The sequence below is a fragment of the Arthrobacter globiformis genome (assembly GCF_030817195.1).
GTDB classification, from domain to species: Bacteria; Actinomycetota; Actinomycetes; order Actinomycetales; family Micrococcaceae; genus Arthrobacter; species Arthrobacter globiformis_D.
In genome coordinates, this window is sequence record NZ_JAUSYZ010000001.1 from 5,131,584 (window position 1) to 5,153,052 (window position 21,469).

Here is a 21,469-nt window from a genome sequence, read left to right on the forward strand (position 1 = left end):
GCCTTAACTAATATCCTCTTCCGGTGACCACGCAGCTTGATTTCGCGCGGGTGCCCTTCGCCGCGGATCTCGCAGGCCACGGCGACAGGCCCGCAATTCTCACCGACAATTTCACTCTCACCTACCGGGAACTAGCCGACAGGGTTGATGCCCTCGCGCTCCGGCTGGGTACCCAGCGGCGCCTGGTGGCACTGGCGGCGGCGAACGACGTCGACTCCCTGGTGGCCTACCTCGCTGCCCTGGTTGCCGGCCACCCGCTGATCCTGCTGCCGGAGGACAAGCCGGCGGCGCTCGAGTCCCTGGTGGCCGCGTACGACCCCGACGTCGTGCTGGGTTCCGCCAACGGACAGACGCTGCTCGAGGAACGCAGGGCGGGCACCCGGCACGAACTCCATCCGGATCTAGCGCTTCTGCTCAGCACTTCCGGTTCCACCGGGTCGCCGAAGCTGGTACGGCTGTCCGCCACCAACCTGCAGGCCAATGCGGAGTCGATTGCCGAGTACCTGAACATCGGCCCGGCAGACCGCGCCGCAACCACCCTGCCGATGTCCTACTGCTACGGGCTGTCCGTGATCAACAGCCACCTGCTCCGGGGTGCGGGCCTGGTGCTGACCGACCTGTCCGTTGTTGATCCGTGCTTCTGGGAGCTTTTCCGCACCGGCGGGGCAACGTCATTTGCCGCGGTGCCGTACACCTTCGAACTGCTGGAACGCGTGGGCTTTGCCGGGATGGACCTCCCGGGCCTGCGGTATGTCACCCAGGCCGGAGGCCGGCTCGCCCCCGAACGCGTGCAGAGTTACGCCGAGCTCGGCCGCCGGAAGGGCTGGGAACTGTTCGTCATGTACGGCCAGACGGAGGCCACAGCCCGGATGGCCTACCTTCCGTCCAAGCTGGCCGCCGAGCACCCCGGTGCCATCGGCATCCCGGTGCCGGGCGGCGCCTTCCGCATCGAGCCCGTGCCCGGCCTCGAGCACGGCGAACTCGTCTACACCGGGCCCAATGTCATGCTCGGCTACGCAGAGACGCCGGAGGATCTCGGCGCCGGCCGCACGGTCCACGAACTCCGCACCGGGGATCTGGCCAGGCAGCACCCGGCCGGCGTCTACGAAGTGGTCGGGCGGCGCAGCCGGTTCGTCAAGATCGTTGGCCTCCGGGTTGACCTCGGCCAGGTGGAGCGCATCCTGGCCGACCTCGGCGTTGAAGCGGCGAGCGCGGGCACGGACCAGGGCCTCGTCGTCGCGGTCGAGGGCAGTCACGACACCCAGCTGCTGGCCAAGGTCCTCGCGCAGGGCATCGGGCTGCCCCGTGCGGCCCTGGAGCTGCACGCCGTCGAGCACCTCCCCCGCCTGGCCACCGGCAAAGTGGACTACCCGGCGGTCCTGGCGCTGTCAGAACCTGCGCTTTCGAAACCTGCGCCCTCCAAACCCGGTCCGGACCCCGCTGCCGGTCCCGACGACGTGCGGCGGGTCTTCCGCGACACGCTGGAGCGCACGGACATCGGCGACGGCGACACGTTCGTTTCGCTCGGCGGCGACTCGCTGTCCTACGTGGCGACGTCCGTTCGCCTGGAGCAGCTGCTGGGGCACCTCCCGCCGGACTGGCACGTGACGCCGGTCCGCGACCTGGAGCAGCACGCGGGGAAAAAGCCGGCCGGGAAGATGCGTCGGTACTTTGCCCCGCTCGAAACCAGCATCGTACTCAGGGCCGTGGCCATTGTGCTCATCGTCAGTACGCACGTGGGGCTGATGAAATGGCCGGGAATGGCCCACGTCCTCATGGCGGTCGCCGGGTACAACTTCGCCCGGTTCCAGCTCAGCGGGGACCGTCTTCCGCGGTTCAGGCGCCAATTCACCAGCCTGGCACGGGTGGCGGTGCCCAGCATGGCCTTCATCGGCGTGGCCTACCTGATCACCGACCGGTATACCCTGGCCAATGTCGTGCTCCTCAACTCCGTGGTCGGCCCCGAAGCCGTGACCACGCAGTGGCATTTCTGGTTCATCGAGGTGCTGGTCTACATCCTCCTGGGCATGTCGGCCCTGCTGGCCATCCCCTGGGCGGACCGGGCGGAGCGGCGGTTCCCGCTGCTCTTTCCGCTTGCCGTCACTGGCCTCGCGCTGCTCTCGCGGTATGACATCGTTGATCCCGGCATCCCCCACCCGTCGCCAACCCTGTGGCTGTTTGCCCTGGGATGGGCCATTGCCCGGACCCGGACGTGGGTCCAGCGGTGCGCGGTATCGGGCCTCGCGATCCTTACGGTGCCCGGATGCTTCTTCGGGGATACCCACCGGGAGCTGACGCTTGTTGCCGGAATCCTGCTGCTCACCTGGCTGCCCACCATTCCCGTGCCGAAGGGTCTGCAGCGGCTGGCGGTCCTGCTGGCCAGCGCTTCCCTCTACGCGTACCTCGTGCACTGGCTGGTCTACCCGCTGCTGGATGCAACCAGCCCGGCATTGGCGGTGGCAGCGTCCCTGGCGGCCGGTGTGGCGTACTGGGCGCTGTGCACGCGCGTCATGGGGCTGTTGAGCCGGAGTAACAGGGATACGCTCCGCCGCCGGTTCAGGCGGTCCAAGGCGCACACCTCCTGAACCGGGCGGCCTGGGCTCAGACGGCCTGAGCTCGGATAGCCTGGAGGTCGCGGGATGCCACGGCGGAGACAAGCATGGAGCCCGCAGCCGTGACGGGGTCAATGACGGGAATTCCCAGCCTGCGCCGCAGGACGTCCGCCATGCCGATGCTCGTCAGTCCAGTGCTTGCCTCGAGGATGACATCCGCTCCGGCGTCCACCAGCATATGGGCGGCGGCGAGCGCGTCGAAGATGCCAGTTGGCATGAGGAAGCCGTCCGGCGTCTCCACACTCTCGGGGCCATCGATCAGGAGCATGCGCTCGCTAAGGGCATCGGAAATGGGACCCGGCACGGAGTGCTTGAGGCCAAGGACGCCCACCCGGCCGCCGAAGGCGAGGGCGGCCGCAGCCGCTGCGGAGCCGGCACCGATCACGGGGATGTCCAGCAGGGCACGTGCCTCCGGCAAACCGGGATCGGCGGCGCAGCTGATGACCAGCGCATCGACGTCCGGAGCCATGTCCAGCGCGAGTTCCACGACCTTGGGTACGGCGCGCTGCAGCGATTCAGCGTCGTGGACGCCGGAGGGCTGGTCCTGGATGCACCGCGTTGTCACGTCGAAGCCGAAGGTCTCGCGGAGCAGCCTTCCGTGTGAGTTGAGCAGGCGCCGGTCGGTGGTGGTCAAAGCCCTGATGATTCCTACGCGCATGGTGCGTTCCTTCCCCCGTGCGGTTCTTGTGATGCCACACTAACCAGCCGAGGTTTCACGCGGTTTGCCGGAAAATGACCATCGGAAACATGCCCGCCTCACCAGCGCACCACCGGGGTGCGAACGCACACTTAAGCCCCACCGGCCCGCGCCACCCACACGCGAACTGGCAGGTGATGCCTTCAAATGCGCGTTTTGAGGTGCTAGCTGCCAGTTCGCGCTGCGGAAGTGCGCGGGTCAGAGCTGCCGGACGCGCAGCAGTTCCGGGGCGACATCGGCATTCGGGCCGACGTACCCATCGGTTCCCTTGTGGGTGGCCCGCACGGCGTGCGCGACGACGGCACCCAGCCCGCCGTCGTCGGGCTCTGCTTTGTCCAGCACCACCTGCCGGATGCCGCGCTGCTCTGCGGCGCCGGTGCCGCGCGCGAAGATCTCCTCGATGCCCCGCCGGGCCAGGTCCAGCTCGCCGTTCTCGGCAAGCACCGGCTCCAGGAAGTCGACCAGCGAGCGCACCACGTCCTCGGCGGGCACGGGCCGGAAGCTGCCGAAGTCGAGCAGTTCACCGCGCAGGCCGAAGTTGCTGGCCTGCCAGGCGGCCATCCGCAGCAGCACGGTCGGCACGGGCGTGGGCTCCACACCCTCACGCCATTCCCGGCATGCCGATTCCACGAGCGCCCGGACCAGGACGGCAATCAGCGCCGCGTCCTCGGCGCGGAGGCAGACGTCCGCCACCCGCACTTCCACGGTGGGATGGTTCCGGGAGAGCCGTGCGTCGAAGTAGATCATGCCCTCGTCCAGCACCACGCCGCTGTCCAGCAGCCGCGTCACCAAACGGCGGTAGGAGGACAGGCTGCCGTAAATGGCAGACGGGCCCGACGACGGCCAGCGGTTCCATGCCTGCGTCCGGTAACTCTCGAATCCGGTTTCCACGCCGTTCCAGAACGGGGAGTTGGCACTGAGCGCGATCAGGACGGCCAGTTTGTCCCGGATCCTGTCCAGCACGGCCACGCCTTCGTCCGGGGATTCGATGTAGGTGTGGACGTGGAAGCCGCAGGTCAGCTGTTCCTGCGCGGTCAGGCCGAACCGTTCCAGCATCCTGGCGTAGCGCGGATCCGGCGTGGTGTGGCTGGAGAGGGCCAGCGGTGACGTGGCCAAGGCGGCAATCCGCGCACCGTGGCTCTGTGCGGCGTCGTCCGCCAATGCCCTGCCGGCACGGATCTGCCGCAGCAGTTCCGCATGGTCCAGGCATGGACGCGTCTGGGTCTCGATCTGTTCAAGCTTGAGTTCGGCGCTCAAGCCCATTTCGTCGTCGTCGAACTGGGCTTCGGCCTTTTTCTTCACCAGCCGGGGCTTGCCCGGGGCGTCGTCGGCGGCGAGTTTGCGGCCCGCCAACAGGGCATCGGCGAGCGCCAGCGGTTCCCCGCTGTCCGGATCAACGATCAGGAGCTCTTCCTCCACGCCAAAAGTCCGCATGCCTACATTGTGCGCCAGACCAGCGAATACGTCCCCGACATGACGAAGCGCGAACGGACACTTGTGGCCCCTAACCCGCGAGCCAACGGGGCTTAAGTGTTCGCTCGCGCTTCCTTGAATGGGCTTAAGTGTTCGCTCGCGCTCGAAGTGGCGTCAGTCCTGGAAGTACTCGATTTTGGCGCCGATGGTGTTGAGCCGCTCGGCGAGGTCCTCGTAACCGCGCTCAATGACGTAGATGTTGCGCAGCTCGGATACGCCGCGAGCCGCCAGCATGGCCAGCAGCAGGCAGGCGGCCGGACGCAGCGCGGGCGGGCAGCCCACCTCGGCGGCACGCCACCGGGTGGGTCCGTTGACGTAGATCCGGTGCGGGTCCAGCAGCTGCACCCGCGCGCCCAGCTTGTTCAGCTCCGTCAGGTAGATCGCGCGGTTCTCGTAGACCCAGTCGTGGATCATGGTCTGGCCCTCGGCGTTGCCGGCGATCACCGCGAAGAACGGCAGGTTGTCGATGTTCAGCCCGGGGAAGGGCATCGGGTGGATTTTGTCCTCGGGCGCACGCAGTTCGGAGGGCTTGGTGGTCACGTCCACCAGCCGGGTGCGCCCGTTGCGGGCCATGTACTCGCCGGAGACCTCCAGCTGCTGGCCCATCTGCTCCAGCGTGGCCAGCTCGATCTCCATGAATTCGATGGGCACACGGCGGATGGTCACCTCGGAGTTGGTGACGATGCCGGCGGTGATCAGGCTCATCGCCTCGATGGGGTCTTCCGACGGGAAGTACTCGATGTCGACGTCGATGGTCGGCTTGCCGGTGATCTTCAGCGTGGTGGTCCCGACGCCGTCGATCTCCACGCCCAGCCGTTGCAGGTAGAAGCAGAGGTCCTGGACCATGTAGTTGGGGCTGGCGTTGCGGATGACCGTGGTGCCGCAGCGGTGGGCAGCCGCCATGATGGCGTTTTCGGTCACGGTGTCACCGCGTTCGGTCAGCACGAACGAGCGGTCGAGGTCGTCGGTCGGGGGTGCCTGAACGGCGTAGAAGCCGGAGCTGGCCTCCACGGACAGACCGAACTGGCGGAGTGCCTGCATGTGCGGCTCCACGGTGCGGATGCCCAGATCGCAGCCGCCGGCGTAGGGCAGCCGGTATTCATCCGTTTCATCAAGCAGCGGGCCCAGCAGCATGATGACGCTGCGGGTCCGGCGCGCGGCCTCGACGTCCATGGACGCCAGGTCAAGGTCCGCGGGGCGGCGCAGGCGGAGGTCGTTGTCGTTCAGCCAGGTGCATTCGACGCCGATGCTGCTCAGAACCTCGACGATGCGGTTGACTTCCTCGATGCGGGCCAGCCGGCGCAGCGTCGTGGTGCCGCGGTTGATGAGGCTGGCACAAAGAAGAGCGACCCCGGCGTTCTTGCTGGTGTTGACGTCAACGGCACCCGAAAGCGTCCGGCCGCCCTCCACGCGGAGGTGGGTCATCTGGGATTTGCCGAGCTGGACGATGCTGCGGCCGAAGATCGCCTCCAGGCGCTGGATCATTTTCAGGCTCAGGTTCTGCTTGCCCTGTTCCATGCGGGCCACGGCACTCTGGCTGGTGCCAAGTTCCGCGGCCAGCTGGCCCTGGGTCCACCCCTTCTGGCCGCGGGCGTCGCGGAGCAGAAGGCCGACGTGTTCAGGGGTCTGTTGAGTCATGGACAAAAATATATCAGATATGAGTTATTTCGTCGCATCGGTGCGGATAATTCGAGGAGAGCGCCCTTGATATACCCGTTACACGCATAAACTTTCAGTAACGGGCCGGAGTGGTGTGACAGAATCCGTGGAGGCGTCCGCCGTCTTCGTCAAGCGCCTGCGCCCGCCTTGACCGCGGAGCGTATCCGGGAGCAAGCTAGCGGTACCTGTTGCGGCCATAAGGGAACGGGAGGCCGCCGTGTCCATTTTCAGCTCCGCTGTGCTTACCAGGAGGCGCCCGGCCGGGCGCCGGGCTTCAGCGCTGCTGTCCTTCATGGTCGCCACCGCCGTGGGTTTCATCCCGGGACCGAGGCTCGACGACGGCGCGCCGCCGGCCCCCGAATCGACCGTCACCGAGGCCTCGCCCCGGGCTTCGGCCGCTCCCGGCGGCGCCGCGCAGGCGGAGCCGCCCGCGTCCCGGCAATCCCCGCAGCCGGCCAACCGGCAACCCGCGCGGCAGCCGTCAGGGTCCGCCTCCGCCCTGCCTGGCGACGAAACTGGCGACGAAACCCTGCTGGGCAACGACGTCTCTTGGCCGCAGTGCAACGGCGACCTGCCTGACAACCCTGCGTTCGCGATTGTCGGGGTCAATAACGGGCTGGCGAACACCACCAACCCGTGCCTCCACCAGCAGCTTGACTGGGCGGATGACTCTGCCGGCGGGACCGGCCAGCCGCGGCTGGCGCTCTACGTGAACACGGCTAACCCGGGGCTGCGAGGCTCCTGGTGGCCGACGAACAACGAGTACGGCGGCGAGGTCGTGGCCAACCCGTACGGCACCTGCCAGGGGCAGGACGACGCGGCGTGCGCCTACATGTACGGGTACGCCAAGGCCTTCGACGATGCCTACCTCCGCACCATTTCCGAGCCTGGGACGTACCTCTGGTGGCTGGACGTGGAGACGGGCAACAGCTGGTCAGGCGACAGGAACGCGAACCGGGCGGACCTCGAAGGCATGGCCGACTTTTTCCACAGCATCGGCGCCAGGGTGGGCATCTACTCCTCCGCCCGGCAGTGGGGGCAGATCGTGGGCGAAGTGGGATCGGCCAGCAGCCTCTACTCGCTGCCAAGCTGGCTTGCCGGCGCGCGCACCGCCGCCGTGGCCAATAGCATGTGTTCCGCGGCGCCCCTCACCGCGGGCGGCAGGGTGGTCCTCACCCAGTTCGTGGCAGACGGCTTCGACCACGACCACTCCTGCATCTGAGGCCGGCCGGGAACATTAGAGCCGAAACATTAGACGTCGGGAACATTAGACTCGGCGCCATGGATCCCACCTGCAATGTCCGCCAGGCCGCACCCGAAGACGCTGAGGCCCTAGCCCGGCTCCACCTGGAATGCTGGCGCGAAACGTATGCCCACCTGCTTTCACCGGGCTTTATGGCCAAGCAGGGCGTGGAAGGGCGGCTGGCCATGTGGCGGCAACTCCTGGCCGGACCGCACGCGGGCCGCCATTACGTAGCGGTCGACGACGGGACGCTGGTGGGGTTTGCCGGTGCGTTTCCGCCCGAGGACGGGGTGCGGGAGCAGACCGAGCTCTGGGGCATCTATCTTCTCGCCTCCCACCAAGGCAGGGGCCTGGGCCAGGCCCTGCTCGATGCCTCGATCGGGAATGAAGCGGCTGCGCTGTGGGTGGCCGAGGACAACCCGGGCGCCCAGGCCTTCTACCAGCGCAACGGCTTCGTCTTCACCGGCGCCAAGGACACGATCGAGGACTGGGAAGGGCTGGCCGAGGTCCGGATGGCACGGCCTGCTGGCTAGGAGCCCTCAAGCCACACCATGTTCCACGTACCGGCCCACAGCGCGGCGGCCACAGCGCCGACGGCGATCACGACTCCGCCGAGCACCACCCAGACGTCCAGCACACTGTAGGTGGACACGCGCGCCCAGGTCCGGCTGGCCCCGCCGAATCCGCGGGCCTCCATGGTCACGGCAAGGCGGGTGGCGCGGCGGATGGCCTGGACCAGGAGGCCGAAGCTCTGCCCCAGGGTGGCCCGCATCCGCTGCCACGGGTTGCCGCGCGATCCGACGCCACGGGCGCGCCGGGCCATGCCGATGGTCTGCCACTCCTCGGCCATCAGCCCGACCAGCCGCATCGCGGCCAGGGTCCCCAGCACAAAACGATGCGGCAGCCGCGCCTTCTGGGCGAGGGCGTCCGCCAGGTCGGTGGGATCGGTGCAGCTCATCAGCAGCACCGCAGGCAGGGCGATGGCCAGGCCCCGCAGCAGAAAACCCAGCCCCAGCTGAAGGGAACCTTCGCTCATGGACCAGAGTCCGACGTCGAGCAGTATCCTTCCGCTGTCCGGCGCCAGGATGGAGGTGCTCCAGCCGCCCACAGCGGCAGCCAGGATCAGCGGCCACCCGCGCTGCCACAGCAGCGAAAACGTCAACCCGGCCAGCGGAAAGACCAGCAGCTCACACGCGAGCGCCACCGAGGCGGACATCCAGTCGATGGACAGCGCCAGCACCAGGGTGATCAGGAAGACCGCGGCGAATTTGGCCAGCGGATTGGCGCGTGTCAGCACTGCCCGGTTTCCGGCGAGTGTCAGTGCTTCCCTCATGTCGCCGCCTGTTCTGACGTTGGTTCGGCTTCTGAAGCCGGCTCAACGGGCCTGGGCTCGGGCCGTCCGCCGGAGCCCAGCCGCAGCTCGGTGCCGCCGAGCACATGGGTGAACTCCTCGTCGTGCGTGACGGACACGACCGCCGTGCCGGCGTCGAGCAGCTCGGAAAGGAATGAGGCAAGCTCCGCCCAGGTGTTGGCATCCTGGCCGAAGGTCGGCTCGTCCAGGACCAGCACCTGCGGGTGAGCGGCCAGGACGGTGGCCACGGACAGCCGGCGTTTCTCCCCGCCGGACAGCGTGTACGGGTTGGCGTCCACGAGATGCGTGAGGCGTAGGCGCTCCAGCAGCTCGTCAACGCGGTCTTCGCCGTGGCCCAGATGGCGCGGGCCGAACTGCAGCTCGTCCAGGACGCGGCCGGTGACGAACTGGTGCTCGGGTTCCTGGAACACCGTGCCGATCCGGGCGATCAGCTGCTCGGCCCTCCACTTGTACGGGTCAATTCCGGCTCCGCCACTCAACTCAACAGTCGCGGAGACCTTGCCGTCCACCGGCGGCAGCAGCCCGGCGAGGGTCAGCGCAAAGGTGGACTTGCCGGCGCCGTTGGGACCCGTGACCGTCAGCGCCTCCCCCGCCCGGACCTGTGCCGTGACGTCCCGCAGTACGGGCTCGGGCGGTACGGAGCGGAAGCCGCGGCGCCGGGGCCGTTCCCGCGAGACGGCGAGCTTTTCGGCGGCGAGCAGCAGCCGGCCGCCGTCAATGCCTGGGACACCGGCAGCCAGACGGCGCCGGGTTTCGGGGACGTAGCCCGGGACCCAGACGCCGGCCGCGGTAAGCATCCCGCGGGCCTGCTCGAGGACCTCGTCCGGCGTCCCGTCGATCAGTACCGCGCCGTTCGCCGCGGACCCCGGCTGCAGGACCACGATGCGGTCCACCAGGTCTTTCCAGGCCGCGACCCGGTGCTCCACCACCACCAGGGTGGCCCCGGTCTTGTCGAGGCAGCGGCCCACCGCGTCCCGGACCTCCAGGACGCCGGCCGGGTCGAGGTTCGCGGTCGGCTCGTCCAGCAGGATGAGTCCCGGACGCATCGCCAGGATGCCGGCGAGCGCCAGGCGCTGCTTCTGGCCGCCGGACAGGGCAGACGTCGGGTGGTTCAGCGGCAGGTGCGACAGTCCGACGTCGTCCAGTGCCTCATGCACGCGGCGCCAGATCTCCTCGCGGGGCACCGAGAGGTTCTCGGCGCCGAAGGCGACGTCGTCGCCCAGGCGGGAGAGCACCACCTGGGTTTCCGGGTCCTGCTGCATGAGTCCGGCACGGCCCCGTTGCGCGCGCGGTGGCGCGCCGTCGATGAGCAGCTCGCCGCTCTCATCCGCGTCGTCGCGGTCCGCTGCCCCGGTGTCTAGTGTCCCGGCGTCAAGGGTCCCGTCCGCGGAACTGCTGCCCGCGTCGCTGTCCCCCAGCACGCCAGCCAGGGCATGAAGCAGCGTGGACTTACCGGCCCCGGAAGGGCCCAGCAGCAGGACGCGTTCGCCGGGGCGGATGTCCAGGTCCAGGGCGTGGACGGCGGGTTTGGTGCGGCCGGCGTGGCGCCAGCCCCACCCACGGGCGTGTACCGCGGCGGGGCGGACCGCGCCGTCGTGTTGTCCGGGCATTAGGAGAAGACGGGCTCCGTCGCTGCCTTGCGGGACGCGAAGGAGCTCAGCACACCGGTCTTGGCCAGGCCGCGGGTGGCGATCCAGGACAGGGCGCCGGCGATGACTGCGCCGGAGATGGCGCAGAACACGATGTACGCGAACTTGTCACCCGCGGCGTAGGCGATGTTCCAGCCCCACGGCGCGAAGGAGTCGTTGAGGCCGCAGAACAGCCCGGCCCCGGCGCCTGCCAGCAGCGAGGCGGGGAGGTTGAACTTCCGGTACACCAAAGCGGCGAACACGAGCTCCGCGCCCAGGCCCTGGAGGACGCCGGAGATCAGCACCGTGGTGCCGTACTGCGAGCCCATGAGGAGTTCACCCGTGGCTGCCACCGTTTCGCAGAACAGGGCCGCGCCGGGCTTGCGGATGATGAGCATCCCCAGTACCGCCGGAATCATCCAGCCTCCGGCGTACAGGCCGGTCAGCGGCGGGTAGACGGCGTTGATGGGGGCGGAGATGAGGTTGGCACCCTGGGACCACGCCCAGAAGATCACGCCGCCGGCAACGGCGATGAGCGCCGCCACGACGATGTCGGCCACGCGCCAGTTGTAGCTGGTCTTCTTGATTGCTGCAGTTGTCATGATGGTCCTCCTGAGGAACAGGAGGGGAAAGCGTTCCCCCGGCTGCCGGTGGCTTGGCCACCTGCTGCCGGGCACTTTGAGAACTCGACTCCCTTACGCCGGTACTAGCCGGATCAGGTTCGAGGGTCTGCGGCGGTCCGCACTCTCAGCGCCCATCCATGGTTGCGCTGGCAGTTGCCTTTGCATCCCGACGGCGGCGCTCCCCTGTCGTGATAAATCTGCCCTTGTGGGCCGGTCCAGTTTACACCTCGGCGGCCACGGAATCCCGGGGCAGCTGTCACAATGCCGGAGTTTTCCTGCGCCGTCGGGACAGCTGTCCGGAGTACATTGGGGCCATGACGCTACAGGACTCCGGCAGCACTGCCCTGCCCGTCTTTGACCCCGATGCCTCCGAGGAACAGCCGGCGGGATCCCTGGAAGCCCTGATCGGTCAGATCGAGGGTGAAATCGCCGAACTGCAGTTCCCGAGGTTCAGCAAGGACGATGCCCTGGCGCTGGGCCTGGAACTGGTGGAACGCGGCAAGGAGGACAACCTGCCCATTGCCATCGACATCACCAAGGGCGAACAGGTCCTCTTCCACGTAGCGCTTGAGGGAGCCACCCCGGACAACGAGGGCTGGGTGCGGGCCAAGCAGCGGACTGCCGCGCGCTACGAGGAGCCCTCACTGCTGGTGGGCCTGCGCGGCAGGGTCGGCGGGGGACGGATCGAGGACAACGCCTGGTTCGACCAGTCCACTTACGCTGCCCACGGCGGAGCCTTCCCCATCTATGTGCGGGACGTGGGAGCGGTGGCCGTGGTCACGGTGTCCGGGCTGCCGCAGAAGGCGGACCACGACCTCGTGGTGCAGGCGTTGCGGGAAATCCACCGGTCCATGCGGCTAGGCTAGCGCTTCATGCGGATAGGGTAGGAAAAGACCAGTGTTCATCACGCGAGGAGTTCCGCAATGAGTTTCTTCATCAAGCTGCTTGGCACCGGCATCAGCCTGCTGGCAGGGTTCGCCGGCACCAAGGCCGTCGATACCATCTGGGAAAAGGTCACGGGCCGCAAGCCCCCCAAGGGCGACAAGGACGACGTCCCCACCACGCTGCGCACAGCCCTGACGTTCGCCCTCGTCTCCGCTTCCGTGAGCGCGGTGATCCAGGTGCTGGCCAACCGGGGCACCCAGCGGGCCATCACCCGCTTTGCCAAGACCCAGGACATCGTCTAGCGCCAGGCGTCGTCCACCCGCCAGGGCATCTCCCAGCGCCAAGACATCGTCCCGGCCCTTTAGCCCCCAACATAGGGTGAGCCTGGTCCGGCCGTTCGGCATCCTGCCGGGTTTCTCCAAGCCCGGCACGCCAATCTATACATGTTCTGAACCTGGCAGTGCTGATGACCTCGGCCGGGCTCACAACAGCCGGACCCGGCACCGCAGACCTGCGGTGCCGGGTCCGGTCACATCCTGCGGCGGCAGCCGGTCACGTGCCCCCGCGGCGGCCGGTGTCAAGCCCAGGCACTGCCCGCGACGGCGCCGGCAAGGCCTTGGCTGGAGCATCACGGGTCCCCCCACGCCGCCGCCAAAAACCTTAGATTCCAAGGTTTTTCCAACCGCGAACCCGAACGTTTTTCCAACCCCCGCCGCATTAGGTGGATGCCATCAGCGTCTTTTCAAGGAGACAAAAATGGTATCCATCCCACCTTTCCTGTCGGCCCAGCACCTGACCTCACGACATCGGGCTCCGCGCCCATCCCGCCGCCGCGGAATCGCTGCCGCCACGGCCGTGCTGCTCGCCGCGACCGGCGCCGGCACATCACTGGCCGCCACGCAGGTGACGGTGAAGAACCCCGGCGGGCTGACCGCCGTCGGGCCCGTCAACACCGAGTATGGCTTCCCGTCCTGGTACGAGGACAGCAACAAAACCCGCGTCGAGCTCTGCCTGGACGCGGAAAACCCGCTCTGCGGCTTCCTGCCCGGAGACATCCCGGACGAAACCGCACCCATATCGTTCCCGGACAACTTCCCGGAAGAGGCGTTCTACATGCTCGCCGGCTCGGAACTGGCCCTTCCCGGCGGCGGCCGCGCCGTCCTGGTCCTCGGTCTGGAGGCAGCGTTCGCCAACACGGTCACCGAAGGAGACCAGCTGGTGTTCGGGCGGCAGCGCATCGTCGTCAAGGGCGGACCGGCCAACGCCACCCTGACGTTCCAGCACCCCTACGGCACCATCACCATCGACACCGACGGCGCCGGCGACGGCAAGCTCGTCGAGGACATCTCACCCGCCGTCGGCAACTTCTCCACGGCCCTGAAGAGCAACATCGGCCCGTTCCTGAAGTGGGATCCGGCCGCCGCCCCGGCAGCGCCCGAGGGCTACCTCGGAGACCCGGGCCAGGACCACACCGTTACCGGCAGCCCCTTCGGCTACAACAAGTTCTCGGTCAACGGCGGCGGCCTGGCCCTGGAAACGGACCAGTTCACGGTCCAGGGCAAGATCTCCACCAACCAGGGAGTCAACGGCGACAGCGCCGTCCTGAACGGCACCATGATCGACGTGTTCGCCAGCAGCGGGAACGGCGCCCAGCTCCAGGTGGACGGGCAGGCCGGGGTTTTCGAAACCACCCCCATGCTCAGTGACCCCGACACCGGCCGGTACTACGCACGGGTCCAATTCACCGGGACCGCGCCGGCCACGGTGAAGGTCACCAACATCGGCGACAAGCCCGCCAGCAGCAGCCAGATCAGCGTCACCAAACCCAGCGGCATCCTGATCACCAAGGCGGTCTACGACGGCACGAACCTGACCGTCGGTGCCCTCTCCTCCGTTGGCTACCCGCTGACCGTCACCGGCCTGGGCACCCTGGATGAGCCGGCTGCCGGCACACCGTCTGAAAAGTCGTTCCCGGTCAAGGCTCCCCCGGCCACCGTCACGGTGAAAACCGCAGCCGGCGGCTCCGCGTCCCTGCCCGTAACCATCTCCGGCGGTCCGGCAACCCCGGTCGGGCTGGACCCAGTCACTCCCGCCCCGGATCCCGGCCCCGTCGTCGACACCGGCAGCGGCTCCGTCCCCGGTGAAACGCAGCCGACGACGGCGGTAGCCACCGCCGCTTCGACCACGGTCACCCGCGGCGGAACCGTCCAGCTGGACGGCAGCGCCTCCACCGGTGCCGCCAGCTACAAATGGCTCCAGGTCAGCGGACCCGCCGTCACCTTCTCCAGCGACACCGCCGCCAAGCCCACCGTCACCGTCCCCTACTACGCCAAGACCACCGATACGGCACCGCTGACAGCCAAGGCCAACGACCCCATCCAGATCCAGCTGATCGTCACGGACAAGAACGGCATCGGCAGCGCACCGGCGACGGTGAATCTGACGGTGCAGACCGACACCGTGGCCGTCGCCGGCTCCCGCCACCGGCTCGGCACCGAGCTCCGGGTCACGGGCACCTCAACGCTGCCCGGCAACACCGCCGTCCTGATCCCGGCCACCACCGTGGTCATCTACGACACCACCCCCGGACGGGCCGCCACCAAGATCGGCACAGCACAGGTCGACACCCTCGGCGCCTGGTCCTACCGGGTCAAGCCCGGACCCAACCGGCAGATCACCAGCGTCCTGGTCCAATCCAGCCGCGGCGGCACCGCAACCGGGGTGCTCGCAACCCGGTAGGGGTCAGCCGCTACCACTCAGGGCCCCGCCTGCTCAGCAGGCGGGGCCCTGACTGCTTAAGGATGTTGGCCAGTCCTCCGAAGGGCGTTCACTTGCCTGGTTTCGACAGGCTCAAACAGCGGTGCGGTTGCCGCCGTCGTCCTCTTCCGATTCACGGGCCGCCTTGGCGGCCTTCACCACCACGGCCTCCAGCTCATCGGTGCTGAGCAGCTCCTTGTGGAGGTGCTTGGTGCGGTAGCCGGCGCGGCCCACCATGTGGGCCGAGACCGGAACGGTGAGCAACTGGAAGATCCAGGCCACGAGCAGCACCGGCCACACCCACCAGGTGCGCAACTGCAACCCTACCGCCGCCAGCAGCAGGAACAATCCGAGCACCTGGGGCTTGGTAGCAGCGTGCATGCGGCTCATCAGGTCCGGGAAGCGGAGCAGGCCGATGGCGGCGGCGAGGGACATCAGGGCGCCCACCACCATGAAGACGGCCGAGGCAACATCGATCACGGTATCCACGGCGTTCGGTTCAGGACTCATTGGGCTGCTCCCGCCTGTCTGCCACGAAGCGTGCCACCGTCACTGAGCCGATGAATCCGATGATGGACACCGCCACCACCAGCATCAGATTGTTCAGGTGCCGGTTCACTGCCATGTCGATGCACAGTGCGGCTCCGAGGATGGCAAGCAGCACGTCCGCCGCGAGGACGCGGTCCAGCAGCGACGGGCCGCGGGCGATGCGGATGATTGCGCCCGCGGCGGCCAGGGCCAGCGCCACAGCCGTGACGGTGAGGACCAGCTCCATCATGCGCCAACCTCCTGATTCAGGGCGGCAAGCTCTTCCTTCGTTCCCATGATCCGGATGAGCCCCGCCTCGGTGTCCCGGACTTCCTTGCGCAGTTTGAGGACATCTTCCCCGTTCCGCACGTTGAGTCCGTGAATGTAGAGCGTGGAGGTGGACCTGTCCACCTCCACAACCAGTGACCCCGGAATCAGGGAGATCACGTGGCCGGTCGCCGTCACCATCAGGTCCGAATGGCTGCGCAATGGAACGGCGACGACGGCGTTGGTCACCTTGGGCCCCTGGGCCACTGCCAGGTAGAACACCTGGCAGCTGGCGGCCACCACCCTGACGAGGAACACCACCGCGAACGGAACGGCCTTCAGCACGTTGAAGCGGCCGCTCAGCTCCACCGGCGGCAGGTAGAACAGGCGCGCCACCGCAACCGCCAGCAGGGCGCCGAAGAGCAGGTTGCCGGGACTGAAGTCCTGCCAGAGTGCTCCCCAGACGATGACCAGCCAGACCAGCAGCGGCAGTTCCTGCCGCAGGGACACCCTTTGCCGGCTCACTTTCCGCCTCCGCTCAGCGCCAGGGCCGGGACGGGCGCGCCGTCACCGAGCACCGCCTGGATGTAGGCGGACCTGTCCAGCATGGCCGCGGCGGACTGGTCCGCCACCTGGAAAAGGGGTCCGGCGAACACGGTGAGCGCGACACCTAGGACCACCAGGCCCAGCGTGGACCCGACCATGGTCCGGGGCAGGAGGCGCACCGCCGTCGTGCTGCTTTCCGGGGCGGGAACCGCCAGGAGTACCGGGTCGGGGTGCTCGGCGTCCTCGGCCTTGCGCCAGAAGGCACGGTTCCACACGCGGGCGACGGCCAGGAGGGTCAGGAGGCTTGTCAGCACGCCGCCGATCACCAGGGCGTAGGCGAGCGGGGTTCCCAGTCCGATGCCGGCCTGGATCAGGCCGAGCTTGCCCAGGAAGCCCGAGAACGGCGGGATGCCGGCCAAGTTCATGGCGGGGACAAAGAACAGCAGGGCCAGCAGCGGGGACAGTTTGGCCAGCCCGGCGAGCCGGTCCACCGAGGAGCTGCCGCCGCGGCGCTCAATCAGCCCGGTGACCAGGAAGAGGCTGGTCTGGATGGTGATGTGGTGCGCCACGTAGAACACGGCAGCAGCAAGGCCGGCCACGGAGGACATCGCCAGGCCGAACACCATGTAGCCGATGTGGCTGACCAGGGTGAAGGACAGCAGACGCTTGATGTCGCTTTGGGCGAGGGCACCCAGAATGCCGACGACCATGGTCAGCAGTGCCACCACCATCAGCGGCGTGTTGAGGCTGTCGCCGGGGAACAGCAGGGTTTCCGTGCGGACCATGGCGTAGACCCCCACTTTGGTCAGCAGGCCGGCGAACACGGCAGTGACCGGGGCCGGCGCGGTGGGGTATGAGTCCGGAAGCCAGAAGGACAAGGGGAAAACGGCGGCCTTGATGCCGAAGGCGACCAGCAGCATGACGTGCAGGAGCGTCTGGGTTCCCTGGTCCAGTTCCGACAGCTTGATGGCCAGGTCCGCCATGTTGATGGTGCCGGTCGCGCCGTAGACCATCGCAATGGCGATCAGGAACAGCACCGACGACACCACCGAGACCACCACGTAGGTGACGCCCGCACGGATGCGCGGACCTGTGCCGCCGAGGGTCATCAGCACATAGCTTGCCGTCAGCAGGATCTCGAAGCCGACGTAGAGGTTGAACAGGTCCCCGGAGAGGAACGCGTTGGAGACCCCGGCCACGAGGATCAGGTAGGTCGGGTGGAAGATCGACACGGGGGCGTCCTGGTCGCCGTCGGCCATGCCCTGGCCGGTGGCGTACACGAGGACGGCGAGGCTCACCGCGGAGGACACCACGAGCATCAGCGATGAGAACTGGTCCACCACCAGGACGATCCCCCACGGCGGCACCCAGCCGCCGATGTTCACCGCCGCCGTGCCGCCGTTCCAGACGGATGCCAGGAGCAGGCACTCCAGCAGCAGGGTGAGCGAGAGCAGGCTAATGCTTACGGCGCGCTGGGTGCGGGAGTGCCGGATCAGCACGAACGTCAGCGCTGCGCCCAGAATGGGAAGTACGACGGCGAGCGGGGCAAGGCTTGCGAGGTTCACTTCGCCCCTCCATCCGCGGTGTCTGTGCCCGGGCCGGTGACGTTGGCGGATCCCGGTTTTTCCTCCAGCGCCGCGTGCTCTGCCAGGAGGATCCGGCCGCCCGCCTCGACAGTCGCCCTCGGCTCTGCCGCGGCGGAACCGTCCGGTCCGCGCATGGGCAACGGGAACTCTGAGGTTTCCATGGGGATGACGGCGTCGTCCTCCGCGTCGAAGCTGGGGGTTTCGGCCACGCGGCGGTCCTCGATGTCGTCCTGGATGTCGTCCTGGCGGGCAAGCACCCAGGTCCGGTAGATGATGCCCAGCATGAACGCGGTCACCGCGAAGGAAATGACGATGGACGTCAGGATCAGTGCCTGCGGCAGGGGATCGTTGTAGGACGCGGGGTCCGTGTCCTTGCTGAAGAAGGGTGCCAGCCCGGCGTAACCGCCGGTGGCGAGGATCAGCAGGTTGGTGGCGTTGGCCAGCAGCATCAGCCCCAGCAGCACACGCGTGAGGCTGCGTTCCAGGATCAGGTAGATGCCGCAGGCGTAGAGCGCACCCATGACGGTGAGCAGGGTCAGGTTAACGGTCATGGGGTGCCGCCTCGGGTTGATCCGGCCGGGATACCCGTTGGCACCGGTTCGCGGTCCTCGTCGCCGTCCTGTGCCTCCTGCTGCAGGGGGCGCTCTTCAAAGTGCTCGTCGATTTCGGCGCCAAGGCTACGGAGCACGTCCAGCACCAGGCCGACGACGACAATGTAAACACCGGTGTCGAAGATGGTGGAGGTGACGAACTTAATGTCGCCAAAGACCGGCAGCCAGAACTCGATGATGGCGCTCTGGAACACCTGGCCGCCCAGCAAAACAGGCGCGGCGCCGGACAGCGAGGCCGTGGCAAGACCGATCCCGAGCAGCGTGCCGGCGCTGATGGGGGTGGCTTCCCGCAGTTCGAAGCGGCCGCCCGCAAGGTAGCGCAGGGTGAGGGCCAGCCCGGCCATGAGGCCGCCGGCGAAGCCGCCGCCGGGGAGGTTGTGGCCGGCGAGCAGCAGGTAGAGCGAGAAGATGATCATCGAGTGGAAGACCAGCCGGGTGACCACTTCAAAGATGATGGAGCGGCGTTCCGGTGCCAGGGTGCGCCCGGCAACGAGCCACGGGTCCCGCGCGGCCGCGGCAAACTTGCGGGTCAGCGCCAGTGCGGCGCCATCCCTCGACGATTTGTCCACGCCGTGGCGGCGGCCCACCGTTCCCTCGGCCACGGCGGACGCCGTGCGCAGTCGGTCCCCGCGGCCCCGGACGAAGATGAGGCTCGCCACGCCGGTCGCGGCCAGCGCCAGCACGGAGATCTCACCGAAGGTGTCCCACGCACGGATGTCCACCAGGGTGACGTTGACGACGTTGAGCCCGCCGCCGCCCTCGTAGGCCAGCTTGGGGAACTCGAGGGAGACGGGCGTGGCGATGCGGGCGCCCATGGCGTGGATGGCGGCGAAGACCATGGTGGCGCCGAAGGACAGGCCGATGATCACGCGGACCACCCGGTATTTGCCCCCGGTGCGGTCCCGCAGTTCCGCCGGGAGGCTGCGCATGGCCAGCACGAACGCCACCAGGATGATGGTCTCCACGAGCATCTGCGTCAGGGCCAGGTCGGGGGCGCCCTGCAGCGCGAACATCAGCGCGATGCCGTAGCCGGTGACGGAAACCATAAGCACGGCAAGGAAGCGTTTGTTGGCCCGGACGGCAGCGAGTGCCCCGATCACGATCCCCGCTCCCGCCACCAGCTGCAGGGGCGAGTTGGGGTCGACGAAATAGAGCCCTTCGGGAAGCGGCTTGTTCGCGGCGATCAGCGCGGACAGGGGCAGGACGAAGGCGACGCTGAGGATCACGGCCAGGTAGAAATACAGCGAACCACGCTGCGTGCGTCCGGTGATCCACACGGCGGCGTCGTCCAGCGCACCTATGGTCAGCTGGTAGCCGCGGTCGGCGTCGAACCAGGGCGGAACGGCGCTCTGAATCCTGTCCACCACCGCCCGCCCGTAGAACATGGCCGCGCCGGCGGCGAAGGTGATGGCGGTCAGACCCAAGGCAGGGGTCAGCCCGTGCCACAGCGCGAGGTGCCCTGCGGCACCTTCCGCAGTAGCGGCGTCGTGCGTTCCCTCGGTAAACAGTGCCGCGTAGGGCTGGATCCAGGCATCCACGGGAACCGGCCACAGGCCGTAAACGATGGTCAGGACGCTCAGGACGGCAGGAGCCGCCAGGAAGGAGGGCCGGATGGCCTTGAACGGGGTGCGCTCGACGCCCGGCTTCACGGCGAAGGCGCCCCACATGAAACGCGCGCTGTAGGCAAAAGTCAGCACGGAGCCGAGCACCACGCCCGCCAGGGCCACTGCGCCCCAGGGGCCGTAGCCGGGCGCGGCGGCGAAGTGCACGAGCGCCTCGAGCACCGACTCCTTCGCCACGAAGCCGCCCAGCAGCGGGATGCCGGCCATGGAGGCGGCGCCGACGCCGGCCACGATCCCGAGGGCCCGGGCTGAGCGGAAAACGCCCGAAAGCTTGCGGATGTCGCGTGTGCCGGACTGGTGGTCGATGATGCCCACCACAAGGAAGAGTGTGGCCTTGAAGAGCCCGTGTGCCAGCAGCATGGCGAGCCCGGCGAGCGCGGCGTCGGGCTTTCCGAGCCCCACCACCATGGTGATGAAGCCCAGCTGGCTCACGGTGCCGTAGGCCAGGATGAGCTTGATGTCCGTCTGGCGCAGCGCCCGGTAGCCGCCCACCAGCATCGTGGCGAGCCCGAGCCCAAGGACCAGCGGCAGCCAGTAGGTGGTGTCCGTAAAACCCGGCGCGAGGCGCGCCACGATGTACACGCCCGCCTTCACCATCGCGGCGGCGTGCAGGTACGCGCTCACGGGCGTTGGCGCGGCCATGGCGCCCGGGAGCCAGAAGTGGAAGGGGACCAGCGCGGATTTGGTGACCGCACCGATCAGGATGAGGACGACGGCGGCGCCCACGGCTCCCGCCGCCGGGCCGGAGACCAGCCCGGGCGCCTGTTCAAGGATCGCCGAGATCCGGTAGGTGCCGGCGCTGGCGCCGAGCATGATCAGGCCAACGAGCATGGCCAGGCCGCCGGCGGTGGTGACCATGAGTGCCTGGAGCGCGGAGCGGCGGGCAGCAAGGCGTGTCCGTGCGTAGCCGATCAGGAGGTAGGACAGGACCGTGGTGAGTTCCCAGAAGATGAACATCATCAGCAGGTCATCCGCGGTGACCAGCCCGAACATCGCCCCGGCGAATGCCAGCAGCTGCGCGCCGAACCCGCCAAGGTAGCTGTCTTTGTCCTTGAAGTACCGCGCGCAATAGACCAGCACCAGGGCGCCCACCCCCAGGACCAGCAGGGACATGACCCACGCCAGGGCGTCCATGCGGAAGGCGAATTCGATGCCGAGGCTTGGAATCCACGGGACGATTTCGGCTTCTGCGGTGGCTCCGGCGCCATAGACGGCGGCGTGCTGGAACAGAAGCCAGACGAATGAACCGGCGGGCACCGCGGCCAGCCCATAGAACGCGTTGCGGCCGAACTTCCGGAAGACGAACGGCGCCACAGCGGCCACCGCGAAGTGCACGGCAAGGACTGTGATCACTGGTATC

Annotated in this window: 18 protein-coding genes and 1 riboswitch; of the genes, 6 read left to right on the forward strand and 12 right to left on the reverse strand. The window is 68.0% G+C overall.

The annotated features are described in order from the left end of the window. The first annotated feature begins 23 nt into the window (after nucleotides 1-23). Nucleotides 24-2,585 carry an AMP-binding protein gene (locus tag QF036_RS23590; protein ID WP_307105641.1) on the forward strand — a complete coding sequence of 854 codons (2,562 nt, stop codon included), beginning with the start codon at nucleotides 24-26 and terminating at the stop codon, nucleotides 2,583-2,585. Nucleotides 2,586-2,601: 16 nt separating this feature from the next. On the opposite strand, the gene QF036_RS23595 is transcribed toward QF036_RS23590, so the two are convergent. The 3 genes from QF036_RS23595 to QF036_RS23605 form a co-directional block, all read right to left on the reverse strand. Further along, a complete protein-coding gene (locus QF036_RS23595) occupies nucleotides 2,602-3,270 on the reverse strand; it encodes an aspartate/glutamate racemase family protein (protein WP_307105642.1) in 669 nt (222 codons plus the stop codon). A 237-nt stretch (nucleotides 3,271-3,507) separates the two neighbouring features. Next, the gene (locus tag QF036_RS23600; RefSeq protein ID WP_307105644.1) at nucleotides 3,508-4,743 is read right to left on the reverse strand and encodes a glutamate--cysteine ligase 2; all 1,236 of its coding nucleotides are present in this window, start codon (nucleotides 4,741-4,743) and stop codon (nucleotides 3,508-3,510) included. A gap of 153 nt (nucleotides 4,744-4,896) precedes the next feature. After that, nucleotides 4,897-6,420 (reverse strand): UDP-N-acetylglucosamine 1-carboxyvinyltransferase, encoded by a 1,524-nt coding sequence (locus tag QF036_RS23605; RefSeq protein WP_307105647.1) that lies wholly within the window; start codon nucleotides 6,418-6,420, stop codon nucleotides 4,897-4,899. 238 nt (nucleotides 6,421-6,658) lie between these two features. Between QF036_RS23605 and QF036_RS23610 the strand changes: the two genes are divergently transcribed. After that, nucleotides 6,659-7,663: a hypothetical protein gene (locus QF036_RS23610; protein WP_307105649.1), complete on the forward strand. Its 1,005-nt coding sequence runs from the start codon at nucleotides 6,659-6,661 to the stop codon at nucleotides 7,661-7,663. A gap of 59 nt (nucleotides 7,664-7,722) precedes the next feature. Next, nucleotides 7,723-8,217 (forward strand): GNAT family N-acetyltransferase, encoded by a 495-nt coding sequence (locus tag QF036_RS23615; RefSeq protein ID WP_307105651.1) that lies wholly within the window; start codon nucleotides 7,723-7,725, stop codon nucleotides 8,215-8,217. Here the strand turns inward: QF036_RS23615 and QF036_RS23620 are convergent. From QF036_RS23620 to QF036_RS23630, 3 genes are read right to left on the reverse strand one after another with little or no spacing between them, the layout of a single operon-like run. Then, nucleotides 8,214-9,017: an energy-coupling factor transporter transmembrane component T family protein gene (locus QF036_RS23620; RefSeq protein ID WP_307105652.1), complete on the reverse strand. Its 804-nt coding sequence runs from the start codon at nucleotides 9,015-9,017 to the stop codon at nucleotides 8,214-8,216. The genes QF036_RS23615 and QF036_RS23620 overlap by 4 nt on opposite strands. After that, complete coding sequence (locus QF036_RS23625; RefSeq protein WP_307105654.1) at nucleotides 9,014-10,666, reverse strand: ABC transporter ATP-binding protein; 1,653 nt, start codon at nucleotides 10,664-10,666, stop codon at nucleotides 9,014-9,016. The genes QF036_RS23620 and QF036_RS23625 overlap by 4 nt, the downstream gene beginning before the upstream one ends. Continuing rightward, a complete protein-coding gene (locus QF036_RS23630; RefSeq protein ID WP_307105656.1) occupies nucleotides 10,666-11,286 on the reverse strand; it encodes an ECF transporter S component in 621 nt (206 codons plus the stop codon). Before QF036_RS23630 ends, QF036_RS23625 begins: the two co-directional genes overlap by 1 nt. Before the next feature lie 72 nt (nucleotides 11,287-11,358). Further along, nucleotides 11,359-11,502: riboswitch (TPP riboswitch) on the reverse strand. A gap of 119 nt (nucleotides 11,503-11,621) precedes the next feature. On the opposite strand from QF036_RS23630, the gene QF036_RS23635 reads away from it, so the two are divergent. The 3 genes from QF036_RS23635 to QF036_RS23645 all read left to right on the forward strand — a co-directional run bounded on the left by QF036_RS23635 (nucleotide 11,622) and on the right by QF036_RS23645 (nucleotide 14,931). Beyond that, nucleotides 11,622-12,173 (forward strand): heme-degrading domain-containing protein, encoded by a 552-nt coding sequence (locus tag QF036_RS23635; RefSeq protein WP_307105658.1) that lies wholly within the window; start codon nucleotides 11,622-11,624, stop codon nucleotides 12,171-12,173. A 57-nt stretch (nucleotides 12,174-12,230) separates the two neighbouring features. Beyond that, a complete protein-coding gene (locus tag QF036_RS23640) occupies nucleotides 12,231-12,494 on the forward strand; it encodes a DUF4235 domain-containing protein (RefSeq protein WP_003803257.1) in 264 nt (87 codons plus the stop codon). Nucleotides 12,495-12,948: 454 nt separating this feature from the next. After that, entirely contained in the window at nucleotides 12,949-14,931 is a 1,983-nt protein-coding gene (locus QF036_RS23645) for a hypothetical protein (protein WP_307105660.1), read from the forward strand. Between the two features lie 111 nt (nucleotides 14,932-15,042). Here the strand turns inward: QF036_RS23645 and mnhG are convergent, their stop codons facing one another. From mnhG to QF036_RS23675, 6 genes are read right to left on the reverse strand one after another with little or no spacing between them, the layout of a single operon-like run. After that, complete coding sequence (mnhG, locus tag QF036_RS23650) at nucleotides 15,043-15,459, reverse strand: monovalent cation/H(+) antiporter subunit G (protein WP_307105662.1); 417 nt, start codon at nucleotides 15,457-15,459, stop codon at nucleotides 15,043-15,045. Next, nucleotides 15,449-15,727, reverse strand: a complete 279-nt coding sequence (locus QF036_RS23655; protein ID WP_307105664.1) for a monovalent cation/H+ antiporter complex subunit F — start codon at nucleotides 15,725-15,727, stop codon at nucleotides 15,449-15,451. Before QF036_RS23655 ends, mnhG begins: the two co-directional genes overlap by 11 nt. Beyond that, a complete protein-coding gene (locus QF036_RS23660) occupies nucleotides 15,724-16,269 on the reverse strand; it encodes a Na+/H+ antiporter subunit E (RefSeq protein WP_307105665.1) in 546 nt (181 codons plus the stop codon). The genes QF036_RS23655 and QF036_RS23660 overlap by 4 nt, the downstream gene beginning before the upstream one ends. Then, complete coding sequence (locus QF036_RS23665) at nucleotides 16,266-17,855, reverse strand: Na+/H+ antiporter subunit D (RefSeq protein WP_307105667.1); 1,590 nt, start codon at nucleotides 17,853-17,855, stop codon at nucleotides 16,266-16,268. Before QF036_RS23665 ends, QF036_RS23660 begins: the two co-directional genes overlap by 4 nt. Beyond that, the gene (locus QF036_RS23670) at nucleotides 17,852-18,427 is read right to left on the reverse strand and encodes a Na(+)/H(+) antiporter subunit C (RefSeq protein WP_307105668.1); all 576 of its coding nucleotides are present in this window, start codon (nucleotides 18,425-18,427) and stop codon (nucleotides 17,852-17,854) included. Before QF036_RS23670 ends, QF036_RS23665 begins: the two co-directional genes overlap by 4 nt. Continuing rightward, on the reverse strand, nucleotides 18,424-21,462 hold the full coding sequence (locus QF036_RS23675) for a Na+/H+ antiporter subunit A (protein WP_307105670.1): 3,039 nt from the start codon (nucleotides 21,460-21,462) through the stop codon (nucleotides 18,424-18,426). Before QF036_RS23675 ends, QF036_RS23670 begins: the two co-directional genes overlap by 4 nt. Nucleotides 21,463-21,469 lie beyond the last annotated feature (7 nt).

What these genes read in the sequence shown, in the direction of transcription:
- QF036_RS23595 (WP_307105642.1), bottom strand. Translation starts at nt 3,270, where the DNA reads ATGCGCGTAGGAATCATCAGGGCTTTGACCACCACCGACCGGCGCCTG.
- QF036_RS23600 (WP_307105644.1), bottom strand. Translation starts at nt 4,743, where the DNA reads ATGCGGACTTTTGGCGTGGAGGAAGAGCTCCTGATCGTTGATCCGGAC.
- QF036_RS23605 (WP_307105647.1), bottom strand. Translation starts at nt 6,420, where the DNA reads ATGACTCAACAGACCCCTGAACACGTCGGCCTTCTGCTCCGCGACGCC.
- QF036_RS23615 (WP_307105651.1), top strand. Translation starts at nt 7,723, where the DNA reads ATGGATCCCACCTGCAATGTCCGCCAGGCCGCACCCGAAGACGCTGAG.
- QF036_RS23620 (WP_307105652.1), bottom strand. Translation starts at nt 9,017, where the DNA reads ATGAGGGAAGCACTGACACTCGCCGGAAACCGGGCAGTGCTGACACGC.
- QF036_RS23625 (WP_307105654.1), bottom strand. Translation starts at nt 10,666, where the DNA reads ATGCCCGGACAACACGACGGCGCGGTCCGCCCCGCCGCGGTACACGCC.
- QF036_RS23630 (WP_307105656.1), bottom strand. Translation starts at nt 11,286, where the DNA reads ATGACAACTGCAGCAATCAAGAAGACCAGCTACAACTGGCGCGTGGCC.
- QF036_RS23635 (WP_307105658.1), top strand. Translation starts at nt 11,622, where the DNA reads ATGACGCTACAGGACTCCGGCAGCACTGCCCTGCCCGTCTTTGACCCC.
- QF036_RS23640 (WP_003803257.1), top strand. Translation starts at nt 12,231, where the DNA reads ATGAGTTTCTTCATCAAGCTGCTTGGCACCGGCATCAGCCTGCTGGCA.
- QF036_RS23645 (WP_307105660.1), top strand. Translation starts at nt 12,949, where the DNA reads ATGGTATCCATCCCACCTTTCCTGTCGGCCCAGCACCTGACCTCACGA.
- mnhG (WP_307105662.1), bottom strand. Translation starts at nt 15,459, where the DNA reads ATGAGTCCTGAACCGAACGCCGTGGATACCGTGATCGATGTTGCCTCG.
- QF036_RS23655 (WP_307105664.1), bottom strand. Translation starts at nt 15,727, where the DNA reads ATGATGGAGCTGGTCCTCACCGTCACGGCTGTGGCGCTGGCCCTGGCC.
- QF036_RS23670 (WP_307105668.1), bottom strand. Translation starts at nt 18,427, where the DNA reads ATGACCGTTAACCTGACCCTGCTCACCGTCATGGGTGCGCTCTACGCC.